The sequence below is a fragment of the [Limnothrix rosea] IAM M-220 genome (genome assembly GCF_001904615.1).
GTDB lineage: Bacteria > Cyanobacteriota > Cyanobacteriia > Cyanobacteriales > MRBY01 > MRBY01.
This window is the reverse complement of sequence record NZ_MRBY01000081.1, coordinates 1-10,966: the sequence shown is the minus strand read 5'-3', so window position 1 is coordinate 10,966 and position 10,966 is coordinate 1. Positions and strand designations below refer to the sequence as shown.

13 protein-coding genes are annotated in these 10,966 nt (G+C 45.4%); 8 read left to right on the top strand and 5 right to left on the bottom strand.

What is annotated here, in order from left to right:
• The first annotated feature begins 97 nt into the window (after nucleotides 1–97).
• Nucleotides 98–517 carry a GNAT family N-acetyltransferase gene (locus tag NIES208_RS17970; RefSeq protein ID WP_084176684.1) on the top strand — a complete coding sequence of 140 codons (420 nt, stop codon included), beginning with the start codon at nucleotides 98–100 and terminating at the stop codon, nucleotides 515–517.
• Nucleotides 518–585: 68 nt separating this feature from the next.
• Entirely contained in the window at nucleotides 586–978 is a 393-nt protein-coding gene (locus NIES208_RS17965; RefSeq protein WP_216349435.1) for a DUF1622 domain-containing protein, read from the top strand.
• A gap of 135 nt (nucleotides 979–1,113) precedes the next feature.
• On the opposite strand, the gene NIES208_RS17960 is transcribed toward NIES208_RS17965, so the two are convergent.
• A complete protein-coding gene (locus NIES208_RS17960) occupies nucleotides 1,114–1,494 on the bottom strand; it encodes a thermonuclease family protein (RefSeq protein WP_225875349.1) in 381 nt (126 codons plus the stop codon).
• Between the two features lie 690 nt (nucleotides 1,495–2,184).
• Here NIES208_RS17960 and NIES208_RS17955 point away from each other — a divergent pair.
• From NIES208_RS17955 to NIES208_RS17935, 5 genes are all read left to right on the top strand, one after another.
• Complete coding sequence (locus tag NIES208_RS17955) at nucleotides 2,185–2,484, top strand: hypothetical protein (protein WP_075894361.1); 300 nt, start codon at nucleotides 2,185–2,187, stop codon at nucleotides 2,482–2,484.
• Between the two features lie 39 nt (nucleotides 2,485–2,523).
• Nucleotides 2,524–3,057 (top strand): hypothetical protein, encoded by a 534-nt coding sequence (locus NIES208_RS17950; protein ID WP_075894360.1) that lies wholly within the window; start codon nucleotides 2,524–2,526, stop codon nucleotides 3,055–3,057.
• 193 nt (nucleotides 3,058–3,250) lie between these two features.
• Nucleotides 3,251–3,811 (top strand): DUF2589 domain-containing protein, encoded by a 561-nt coding sequence (locus NIES208_RS17945; protein WP_075894359.1) that lies wholly within the window; start codon nucleotides 3,251–3,253, stop codon nucleotides 3,809–3,811.
• Nucleotides 3,804–4,313 carry a hypothetical protein gene (locus tag NIES208_RS17940; RefSeq protein ID WP_139325101.1) on the top strand — a complete coding sequence of 170 codons (510 nt, stop codon included), beginning with the start codon at nucleotides 3,804–3,806 and terminating at the stop codon, nucleotides 4,311–4,313. Before NIES208_RS17945 ends, NIES208_RS17940 begins: the two co-directional genes overlap by 8 nt.
• A gap of 62 nt (nucleotides 4,314–4,375) precedes the next feature.
• Nucleotides 4,376–4,930, top strand: coding sequence for a hypothetical protein (locus tag NIES208_RS17935; RefSeq protein WP_075894357.1), 555 nt, complete (start codon nucleotides 4,376–4,378; stop codon nucleotides 4,928–4,930).
• A gap of 79 nt (nucleotides 4,931–5,009) precedes the next feature.
• Here NIES208_RS17935 and NIES208_RS17930 read toward each other — a convergent pair whose 3' ends face one another.
• Entirely contained in the window at nucleotides 5,010–6,116 is a 1,107-nt protein-coding gene (locus tag NIES208_RS17930; RefSeq protein ID WP_075894356.1) for an agmatine deiminase family protein, read from the bottom strand.
• Between the two features lie 230 nt (nucleotides 6,117–6,346).
• Between NIES208_RS17930 and nrtS the strand changes: the two genes are divergently transcribed.
• Nucleotides 6,347–6,628, top strand: coding sequence for a nitrate/nitrite transporter NrtS (nrtS, locus tag NIES208_RS17925; RefSeq protein ID WP_075894355.1), 282 nt, complete (start codon nucleotides 6,347–6,349; stop codon nucleotides 6,626–6,628).
• Nucleotides 6,629–7,229: 601 nt separating this feature from the next.
• On the opposite strand, the gene dnaA is transcribed toward nrtS, so the two are convergent.
• The 3 genes from dnaA to cysS form a co-directional block, all read right to left on the bottom strand.
• Nucleotides 7,230–8,579, bottom strand: coding sequence for a chromosomal replication initiator protein DnaA (dnaA, locus tag NIES208_RS17915; RefSeq protein ID WP_075894354.1), 1,350 nt, complete (start codon nucleotides 8,577–8,579; stop codon nucleotides 7,230–7,232).
• Nucleotides 8,580–8,678: 99 nt separating this feature from the next.
• Nucleotides 8,679–9,131, bottom strand: coding sequence for a nitrate reductase associated protein (locus tag NIES208_RS17910; protein ID WP_075894353.1), 453 nt, complete (start codon nucleotides 9,129–9,131; stop codon nucleotides 8,679–8,681).
• A 123-nt stretch (nucleotides 9,132–9,254) separates the two neighbouring features.
• Nucleotides 9,255–10,673 (bottom strand): cysteine--tRNA ligase, encoded by a 1,419-nt coding sequence (gene cysS / locus NIES208_RS17905; RefSeq protein ID WP_075894352.1) that lies wholly within the window; start codon nucleotides 10,671–10,673, stop codon nucleotides 9,255–9,257.
• Between the last annotated feature and the right edge of the window lie 293 nt (nucleotides 10,674–10,966).

Genomic DNA, 10,966 nt, shown 5'->3' with positions numbered 1-10,966 from the left:
TTCCTCTTTTCCTTGTCCTCTATTCGACCCTGTTCAACTTTTGTCCTGTACTTAGGATTACAACAACCCTAAACACGGAACAGATTTAGTTTTTTTATTGGATTACTACGCCGCAGGGGCATCGGGTGGTGGTAAAGGATTACCCAAAGAAGTAAAAGAGACTCTTGTTGCAAAATTAGCTGCCATTCCCCATGCCTTTTCGATTCTGTGTTATGCCGGTGGTAGACCTGCAGGTTTAGCCAATGGGTTTCATCTGTTTTCAACCTTTAAAGGCAAACCGTTAGTCAATGTCCACGATCTTGTTGTCCATGTAGACTTTCGGCGGCAGGGTGTTAGTCAGATTTTGTTAGGTGAAATCGAAAAAATTGCGCGCTCAAAAAATGCCTGTAAAATCACCCTCGAAGTGCTCGAAAAAAATTATCCAGCCATTAATGCCTATCAAAAATTTGGGTTTACTGGCTACGAACTAGATCCCACTTTTGGTAAGGCGATTTTTCTCGAAAAAGCTCTAGAGTAAACAGCAGGCGATCGCCACTTATTTTTTAGACCTACATCACGACGGCCGTCGACACCTTGGAGTGTGTAGTGACTATCGAAATTATTAACCAAGACCTGCAATACTTTGTTTACCTTTTCAATGGAATCCTGACCAGCGTGTGTCAAATTTTGGCATTAGTGGTGATTGCCTTCGGTGTTGTGCGTGCCGTGGTGATTTTTTTTAACCAAATCATCCGAGAAAAAGACATTGCCAAAGCCTTCCAAGATAGCCGCCTAGCCATGGGTTATTCCTTTTCCCTTAGTCTGAGTTTTTTGGTCGGTGCAACGATCCTCAAGACCATGATTTCCAGTCAGTGGGATGAGTTAGCACGATTAACCATTCTCATTTTTATCCGCACAGCCCTCAATTTACTCCTAGAACGAGCTACCAAAATCACCGTTACGGATCAGTCCACTGTAAGCCATCTATCGACGGACTAAAACCTTTAATAATCAGGGCATAAAGATAAGGAGACGCGACAAGATGAGCTATTATTCTGATCAATTTCTCACCAACTCTCACCAAAACCCATGACCTGAGAAAACCGCCCCATCATCGCTTCACCCTAACTCAAACTAGCTTCCTTCTCGCCATGTGCCCAATGCCCGGCGACGTTGCTCTAGCTCTCCGAGATTTTTGGTTTTTCGACCGCCATCGTAAGACCATGCATAACCATCGTGGATCATTTGCTCGTTTAATGAAATTTCGGCTCCGTCTAGATAAAGCCAGCCGAGATAACGGCCATATTTATCGATTTTTTCTGTGCGAATAATAATTTCTGCTGCTGTTTCTAATTGCTGTTGCACAAAGTCTTTCGCTTCTAAACCTAATTTTTTCTCCGCTAAATCCCTCGTACGAGACTCCGGTGCATCGATATCTGCAACACGGATACGCTCTTGCTTTAGTAAATAGAAACCTAGATCAATGGCGAGATCGACGGTATCGCCATCTACCACCCGCAGAATTTCGGCTACTTTGTATTCGTACCTGGTCTTTTCTTCTCTACTGCCTAAATATTTATACGTCAGTCTAGCGGCGAAGCTCTGTTCTGCTGAAATCTGTTTTGCATTCTTCGGCGTTATCTAGACTAAGTCTCGGCGGCATCAGGTCGGGCGATCGCCGCAATTTATTCCCCCAACGAACCCTGTTAGCCAGATCAATAATTACGAGCAAAAAAGCCCCAAAATCCCATTTCAAGCTCTACCAAAACAAACAAAACATTCAAAACCAGTTTGCGACCAAAAAATATTTCTCTAAACATTTAACTTTTGCCCTACAAACTAACAATAAAAAATCCAGAAAAAAATTAGCTTAAGACAAAAAACTTTACAACTTGAAAATATTATATTTTTGTTGCTGGCTGGGAACCCCAAAATCACATAATAGTTTTATGAATAACCATTAAATTATCCTGATGAAGGTTTTTAATCAGCAAAATAGCTTAGAAATTCCGAGATTCTTTGCAGAAATAGCTTTTGGCGTTTTCTGATAATGCCAAGAAGATTTTTGCGAAATGCATTTTTGACTCAAAAAATAGATGAAAAATCCTATTTTTGTTGCGAAATATTTAAGTTGCAAAAATGTCCGTAATTGCACTTTTAGGGGTCGTAGACTTTAAAAGCAAAGAGAGTTAAACGGTAGACAAAATGACAAATGACATTGCGCGTAGCTTTGGTGCAGAAGTTAACCTTGCTCTACCAGATTCCGATCAACAACATCTCTTTCTCATTAAGTCTCCACGTCCTATTTCCTATGCCCTTGGCTTAGTAAATCTCCGGGGTGGCAGAGTTGTGATCCAAAGTACAGCTTGGATTGTGGCGCAGTTACCCTACGAGTTGGGAATGGGACTAAAACAAGAGCCGGGTATTACTTTTGTGGGCAGTGTTTTTCTCGAACCAGAGAAATTCCTCGCCTTCCAACGGCTCTATGGCAATCCTCAGGCGTGAATCTACTAACGATGACCATAAAATATTGAGGAACTCATTATGGCAAGTGTTGGACAAGAACTACTAGATGTACCTTTGCCGGATATGGTTGCAAAGCTAGCAATGGGTATTGCAAATGCCCAAGCTGCTTTAGATAGCAACTCTGTCAGAACAGCGACGATTTTGGCAGAAACAGAAATTCCGGTTGTGCTTGGGGTCACCCAAGTGATCGCCGCCGATGGCACGGTGAGCTACACCCAAGCGGATCCAGTTGATGTGTCGTTGTTGCAGGTTGGTTTAATGCCAACGTTTTATCAGTTTTCTGAGGCGACAATTGAAGTCAAGATGGACATCAAGACGACCACTAGCCGCGAGACGAATGTCAAAGTAACGGCTGAGGCGAAGGCTGGCTTCTCCATGTGGAGTGCGTCGATTAAAGCGGAGGTGTCCCACAACCGTAAGTTTGGTAAGGAGGTGAACGGCACAAGCCGTATGGTGACGAAACTCGTGCCTGTGCCACCGCCAGCACGTCTGGAACCGCAACTGATCATTGTGGATAATCGCCCAGCGCCCACAGAATCGGAAACACCCTAATTTAACTCTATTTATTTTTCGGGTTTCTGACTTAAAAGGTTAGGGCATTCAGTACTTCGGGCGATCGCCATGGCGCGTATAGATCAAATGTGGTCGACTACGAAAAGCTTTTCGTCCAAAGGAGTACTGAGTTCCCAACCCATTTCATCTCTCTTTTTTACCCAAGAAAACTTACTGGAGGTCGTTAGCTCCCATGACCTTTAATCTTTCCCCTCGAAATCTCAATAACTCCGGGCAAGAGCTGGCTGGTGCTGCCCTCGGAGATCTCATCACCCAGCTCGCCGAATCCGTTGCCGAAGGTCAAACTCGCCTTGATTTATCCTCAGCCCAAGTGCTGCAAGAGTTAGCCGAAACAAGGGTCGCCGTCGTTCCTCGCATCCAGCAAACCATCAACGAAACAGGTGACGTTAGCTATGAACAATCACCACCTGTCGAAGTGAGTTTATTAGAACTCGGCGTAATGCCAACTTTTTTCGCCTTTTCCGAAGCAACAGTGGAAGTGGCCATGGATCTAAAAGTCGTTGAGGAAATTGACACCGCCGGCACGGTGAAATCGAAGCCTTTACTCTATGCCGCGACTAAATCGTTGCAGACCCAGCGCAAGTTAAATCGCAATGTGGATATTTCCACCAAAATGAAGGTGAAATTAACCCCTGTTCCCCCACCTTCTCGCCTGAATGTTGCCCTTGATGTCATTAACCAAGGCGCAAATCCAACAACTGATACTGATGCAGGAGATGAAAGCAATGGCTAAGATGAACATCAATTCACTGTTGAGCGAATTTGGTCAATCTGTTTTGCAAGCCCAAAGCCAGATTAACGCTGCAGCTCTAGAACAGTCGGCAGGTTTAAATAATTTACAAACGGGGCTGGCAGTGAGTGAAATCGAGGTCGATCTAAAAATGATGATCGATGAAGATGATGACGGCGTGGTGAATATTCAACCCATTAGCGGCGACCTCGACAAACTAGGTAGTCTAAATGCGGGTGCTTTATCTAGTATTCGTGCGCGTTTTCTCACCATTCCTGATGAAGAGGTGCGACCGCCTGCTCGTAAACCTAGTGAGGTCAAAGATGAAGTCCTTGCTAAACCTGATGTGTCACGGCTAAGGGACATTTTTGGGGAATTGGATGTGGATGTGTCTTATGTGGCGGCGAAAAATCGTTGGCTTGTGGATGTGAAAGACCCTGCTAACAAAAGGACATTGCGCAGTTTGCAGCTCGACGATCGCCCGATTGATATTCCTGATCGTTAAGTTTATTGCCGTTGTGACCGTTATTTTTGATTGCAATTTTTTTCTAACTGGAGTTTAAAATCATGCCTGAAGAATTTGTATCCCGCAGCTTCCAACCCCGCAATTTTCAACCTCAAAAAACTGTGCGCTCTAAGGATTCGGAGCAAATCATTGAAGAATTATCAGAGGAAAATCGTCAACTGAGTGAGGCGATCGCCAACCTTGAACAAGAGGTTAATATTCTGCGGAAACGCGCCTCTGGTGTGAATACAGCCCAAAAAGAAATCAACTCTCTTAAACGAGAACTATCTGATCTGCAAAAAAATGTGACGGGTCTAAAACAGCAAAATACCCAGCTTGAAGCAGCCAATAAACGCCTACAATCCCAAACGGGTGAAACTTCCATCAAAGCTCTAACCCCAGAGGAAGGCTCTAGCCTGATTAATCGCACCATTGAATCCCTCGCAAACGTGAAAAATTTCAAGCTGGTGGATGCCAACGTTAAGCTGAAATTGGCGACAGCAAAGGTCGGTGAACAAGGAACATTAGTCTTTCCCCACCCAGAAACTAAAGTTGATCCAGCGTTTTTACAGGAAATTGAATTTAAGATTGTGCGCGATTCTAATCCTCGCTTTTAAGGGATGCTCACAGGAAAAAATATAACGGCGATCGCCCATCTCCTTGATGATTGATTGCCTATTTTTGTTTACGTTATCTTTACTCACTGTCTAGGGGCCCACTAGGCATTGCCGGCTCCTGCTGAGTCGCACAGTGGACACTACCGCCACCGGAGGCGATCCCATCAATGGCAATTTGCTCAATGACTCGATCAGGGAAAGCTTGAGCAAGGATCTCTTTGGCTTTTTGATCAGCCGCGCGATCGCCAAACTTTTGCATGATCACCGCCCCATTACAAAGGTAGTAACCAAGATAGCCCGCCGCAAAATCACGCACCCCAAACCTTTCGTTGATGACAGCCGGAGCATCAATAACCGTGACTTTTAGGGGATTTCCCCCAAGGTCAGTGGCATTTTGCAGCACCTCAATATTTTGCCGCGTTACTTGATAATCATGGGATTGCGGATAATTATCGCGGCTCACGAAAACCTCTCCCTGTCGAGCAAATCGTGCATAGAAGTCAACGTGACCATCGGTAATATCTTTGCCCTTAATGCCCTCTAGCCAAATGATTTTTTTGATGCCAAGTAAAGTTTTTAGTTCCTTTTCGACAATCGCTTCGTCGATATTTTGATTGCGATTTTTATTTAAGACAGAGCTTCTCGTCAAAATAGCCATGCCGTGACCGTCGATTTCAAAGGAGCCACCTTCGAGGACAAGATTTGAGGCGATCGCCGTGGCATCCACCGTACTCGTAATAAAGTCAGCCACCATGGCATCATAGGCCGATTGTTGCTTACCACCCCAGCCATTAAAGTTAAAATTTATGCCATATTTTTGCCCCTGACTATCAAACACAAAGGTCGGCCCTGTGTCCCGTAACCAAAGATCATCAAGTTGAAATTGGATTAGTTCGATGGCATGGTCATATTGGTTGAAGTCTCCGAAGACTTGCTGTGCCTCCGCAAAATCTTTAGGAGAAACCAAAATCGACACAGGCTCATATTTCGCGATCGTCGTCGCAATCAACGCGAGATTTCGTTTAACTTCAGGAATTTGTTTCCTTGACCAAATGTAGTCATTGGCAACGAAAGCCATCCATGTCCGCACATTTTCCTGACCTTCATCGGGCATAAAGAACTGTCCAATGGCCGCCTGACGATAGAGCTGGTTAGGGGCACAACTCAGGATAAAACTGCCTGCCATGAATGCTGTTGAACGTAGAAAAGTTCGTCTCGAAATCTGCAAAAGCTACTCCAAAGCTATTTTGCTACTTTAACTGCACCATAACTCGCCATAACTCACAAAATTACGTGAATTGACAGAGGCTCTAAATCGGCGATCGCTCCCCCTTTTTTCTTGTCTTTACCTACCGAAAAATCACGATCTCACGGCCGCACCTGTTATGATTAATTTTTGTAACAGAGGCTGCAAAAATGAGAGATTTCTTACGAGGGCTGCGGCATCCAGACATGATGCCTTCTGCCATCCGCGTTGCATTAGTCGTTGGCACCATTTTATTTAGCATCAACCATGGCAATGCTGCCTTAAATGGCAAAATGGATCGCTCACGCTGGTTGTCTAGTTTGTTAACCTACGTGGTTCCCTATTGCGTCAATATTCATGGGCAAGTGAGTAGCCAGCGTAAAATGCAACGCAAAAACGAAGAAAAAATTAGCGCCACCCAAGAAGGCACAGCAACCTTGACTCGCGTTTAAAGTCGGCAGCAGCTGGAAGATGGCAACAGTCTAAATAGCTGAAATTCAATAGGTTTTTTGACCTCTTACTGCGGGATCTTTGAGCCAGCATTTCTCTAAAAGGTTGATCTTATATAAGTACCAAAATCGGTTGGGGTTCCACACTGCACATTGCTCGGACTTGCCGATGGGTTGATTGAGGTAATGGAATAATGGGTCAGTAAACTGCCTAATTCGAATCAACATAGGCATTGTCCTCACTTTTAAATCTAATAGGATGTTTTGAAACGAAAAGCGACCGTTCATCACCAAACGTCTGCCAGAAAATAAATTATCTATACGTCCAACTTTGCCAAATTTTTTTGGGAAGCTAAAGTCGGGTATTTCAGGCGTATTTTTTGATTTTTGAGGATATTTAGGGGAATTCTGCCAATTTCTGATTGTCTGAAATTCTTTAAGTTGATAGAAAATGTAGTAATAACGAGCTTTCTACGTAATATTTTTTCAAAGAATTACTATTTGTTGAGTAGTTAGCTCCAATTGCGGTGAAATATCTTATGTCTGCGATCGCCCCATTAAATCATCAGGGTAGCGATGGGAAATTAGCATTAAGTCAGAAAATTTAGGATTGTTGGTGACGATTAATGCGATCGCTGAGCTTGCTCACGAGTTGGGAGGTTTTTTGGTCTTTGGTGAGGAGCTGACCAATTTTGTCGCAACTATACATGACTGTTGTATGGTCTTTGCCGCCGAAGGCTTCACCGATGCGGGGCAAACTGAGGTCGGTATGTTGGCGCATGAGATACATGGCAATTTGTCGGGCGGTACTGATTTCTCGGCGGCGGGAGGCACTTTTTAGATCATCGATCGTCACACCCGTTGTCTCAGAGACGACTTGCATGATTAGTTCTGGTGCTGCGGGGGCATATTCGACGGTGGGGTTGAGAATCGGTGCAAGATTTTCAACAGTCATCGGTAGGCCGGAAATGGCAATGTGGGTCACTGCCCGCAGGAGTGCGCCTTCGAGTTCGCGAATGTTGGAGGTGTAGTGGGTGGCGATGTATTCAATAACGGAGCGAGTGAGCTGAATATTTTCGGCTTCGGCTTTTTTCTGGAGAATGGCCATCCGTGTTTCGAGATCGGGCGGTTGGATGTCTGCAATCAATCCCATCGAAAAACGCGATGATAAACGCTGTTGTAATCCCGGAATTTGGTTAGGGGGGCGATCGCTGGCGAGAACGATTTGTTTACCCGCTTCGTGGAGGGTATTAAAGGTATAGAAAAATTCTTCTTGGGTGTATTCTTTGCCTTCGATGAACTGAATATCATCTACCAGCAAAACATCGGCAGTACGGTAATGTTCGCGGAAGGTTTGGATGCTGTCTTTACGAATTGAAGCGATGAGATCGTTAGTAAATTGCTCGGTGGAAACGTAGAAAATTTTGGCATCGGCGTTGCTATCGAGACGGTAATGCCCGATCGCCTGCATGAGGTGAGTTTTTCCTAGTCCGACACCACCGCACAAAACGAGGGGATTAAAATCGCCGCCGGGGGATTCGGCCACTGCTAGGGCTGCCGCGTGGGCCATTCGGTTTGTGGGACCAACGACAAAGCGCGAAAAAGTATATTTCGAGTTGAGGTCTTGGGCTTTTTTCGGCGCTTGTTTTAGTAGTTGATTATTTTGGCGACTATAGAAACTTTGGGTGGCAGTCAGGGTATTGCCTTCGGGGGAGGTGAGACGAACATTAACCGGATGGGTCACCAGTTCGGCGATCGTCTCAGAGATCAAAACACCGTAGTATTTCTGAATGTGGTTTAGCACAAAGGCATTGGGCGCACAAAGGATGATTTCATCGTCTTGCCAGCGCTGTAATATTGTTGGTTCGATCCATGTTTCAAAGGTCGGACGGCTCAGCTGTTGCTCTAATTTGACCAGAACTTCTTGCCATAGTCTCTGGGGATCTTGCGTCAACGTCCGTGCCTCGGTAATGGGAGCTTCCGTAAGTTAGAGGTTTCTAGAACCGGAAGTGGTATTCAATGTAACTCAGTTTTCGGCGATCGCCTCACGAAATCAGCCAATCAGTCCAAATTCTTTCATGGCGGGTACAAAATTATGATTTTCGTGGCTCGGACGACTGAGTTTGATCAGGGCAAACCGTTGTAAGTTCGTGAGGCTCTGCCATTGCTCTGATGAAATTGTGACATCACAGGCCTCAGCTTTTTCAAGTACCTGTGCTGGAATTTCGGATTGCTGCCATAGGGGATTTTCGGGAATATCGAGAACTTTCGCCTTTGCCCCAGTTTTGGCCTCGATTACAGCTTGCAGCTCATCATGGTAAGCCTTCGCTTCTTCAGTAGTATCGCAGGGCATCTCCACAAACTTTTGTTTGTCAGCTTCATCAAACTTGCCCCAATGGCTGAGCTTCATTTTGACGCCAGACATATCAAGCTTGTAGCGCATCACCATCGGGATACAGCGCATCGACTGAATAAAATCCTGTTCAAATTGGAAAAATTGCGTCATTGTACTCTCTTAAAATTTCTGATGGGCAAGTACAGGAAATTGTTTACTCTACCTACCCTACACCTGATATCCGATAACTGTTCACTGATAACTGATAACTGATAACTGTTCACTGATACCTGATTACCGACGCCATTCCGTTAGGCCACCGGGTTTATCGATCAAGATGATGTTATTTTCGACCAAAATATCCCGCAGGCGATCGCCCTCAGCATAATCCTTATTCGCGCGGGCATCTTGGCGCTGTTGAATCAGATCTTGAATTTCCGCATCACTGAGGCTACCCGTGGTTTCTGTTGCTTTTTCGGTCGCCACAAAACCGAGGACATCGGCCAGCTCTTGGAGCGTTAACCATACAGTTGCAAGGATTTCAGGGTGCTGCTTAAATTTGCCTTCATGCACCAAAATATTTTTCTCTTTGCAAAGCTCTTTTGCTAGCTCAAACAGAACAGCCAAACCGCCCGCGAAATTGAGGTCTTTATCAACAATATCCTTAAATTTCTGGAGAATCCCCGCATCGGCGGTAATGCCATCGGTATTGAGCTGTTCACCAAAAAGCAAGGCTTCATTTAAAGTTTCCCAACCCTTGGTCGCGGCCTGCAAAGCTTCATCGGTGAAGTCGAGGGGCTTGGTGTAGTGAGCTTGCAAAATAAAGAGGCGCACAGCCATTGGGTCATAGGTTTCGAGGAGATCACGGATGGTAATAAAGTTGCCGAGGGATTTCGACATTTTTTCCCCCTCTACTTTCACCATGCCATTGTGCATCCAGTATTTCGCCAAAGGCTGACCTGTTGCCGCTTCGGACTGGGCAATTTCGTTTTCATGGTGAGGAAAAATCAGATCGCTGCCACCCACGTGAATATCAATGGTGTCACCGAGGCGATCGCGCACCATGGCCGAACATTCGATATGCCAACCGGGACGACCTGCCCCCCAAGGCGACTCCCAAGAAGGTTCTCCCTCTTTCGCTCCTTTCCACAGCGCAAAATCACAGGGGTCTTCTTTTTTCGGTGCTTCTGGATCTTCTTCTACCCGACCACTAGCCCCAGCCTGCATATCCTCTAGCTTGCGACCAGAAAGTTTACCGTAACCCTCAAATTTTCGCACTGAATAATACACATCACCCTTTGAGGCGTAGGCAAAACCTTTCGCTTCGAGATCATGGATGAGTTTCTGAATGCCATCTAAACAGTGGGTAGCGCGGGGATATTCGTCGGCAGGTTGAATGGACAACGCCGCCATATCTGCGTGGTAGGCCTCAATGTATTTATCCGCCACTGCTTCCATGGAGCTATTTTCTTTACGGGCACGGTTGAGGATTTTATCGTCAATATCAGTAAAATTCTGAATATATTTCACGTCGTAGCCAGACCATTGCAGATAGCGCCGCACCACATCCCAGCTTAAACAAGTCCGCGCATGACCCAAATGGCAATAGTCATAGACCGTGATGCCACAGCAATACATCCGCACCTTGCCAGCTTCGATGGGTGCAAAGGGTTCAGAGCGTCGATTGAGGGTGTTGTAGAGACTTAGGGTCATGGCGATCGCCGAAAAATAATTATTGATTATGAGTGCTGTGAAAGTCCGATTTTATCCTACGCTTGCTTGCTTGTCCTAGCTGAGTTACGTCACCTTCACATTGCGAAAAGACCGGACTCTTAAAGACATTCGATAAACTAAAAAAAAGCTCAGCCCATACATCATGAGTGCAACCCTGACCGCTCCAAAGTCTCTGACCATTGAGGAGTTTCTCAGCTCGCCCAAAGGCGATATTACCTAACGTGAGTTTTGCTTAAGCATGCTCGGAAGTACGACGCGGTGAATGGGAGAGC

Coding starts and splice junctions, on each gene's coding strand:
- NIES208_RS17955 (WP_075894361.1), top strand. CDS start 2,185: ATGACAAATGACATTGCGCGTAGCTTTGGTGCAGAAGTTAACCTTGCT.
- NIES208_RS17950 (WP_075894360.1), top strand. CDS start 2,524: ATGGCAAGTGTTGGACAAGAACTACTAGATGTACCTTTGCCGGATATG.
- NIES208_RS17945 (WP_075894359.1), top strand. CDS start 3,251: ATGACCTTTAATCTTTCCCCTCGAAATCTCAATAACTCCGGGCAAGAG.
- NIES208_RS17940 (WP_139325101.1), top strand. CDS start 3,804: ATGGCTAAGATGAACATCAATTCACTGTTGAGCGAATTTGGTCAATCT.
- NIES208_RS17935 (WP_075894357.1), top strand. CDS start 4,376: ATGCCTGAAGAATTTGTATCCCGCAGCTTCCAACCCCGCAATTTTCAA.
- NIES208_RS17930 (WP_075894356.1), bottom strand. CDS start 6,116: ATGGCAGGCAGTTTTATCCTGAGTTGTGCCCCTAACCAGCTCTATCGT.
- nrtS (WP_075894355.1), top strand. CDS start 6,347: ATGAGAGATTTCTTACGAGGGCTGCGGCATCCAGACATGATGCCTTCT.
- NIES208_RS17910 (WP_075894353.1), bottom strand. CDS start 9,131: ATGACGCAATTTTTCCAATTTGAACAGGATTTTATTCAGTCGATGCGC.
- cysS (WP_075894352.1), bottom strand. CDS start 10,673: ATGACCCTAAGTCTCTACAACACCCTCAATCGACGCTCTGAACCCTTT.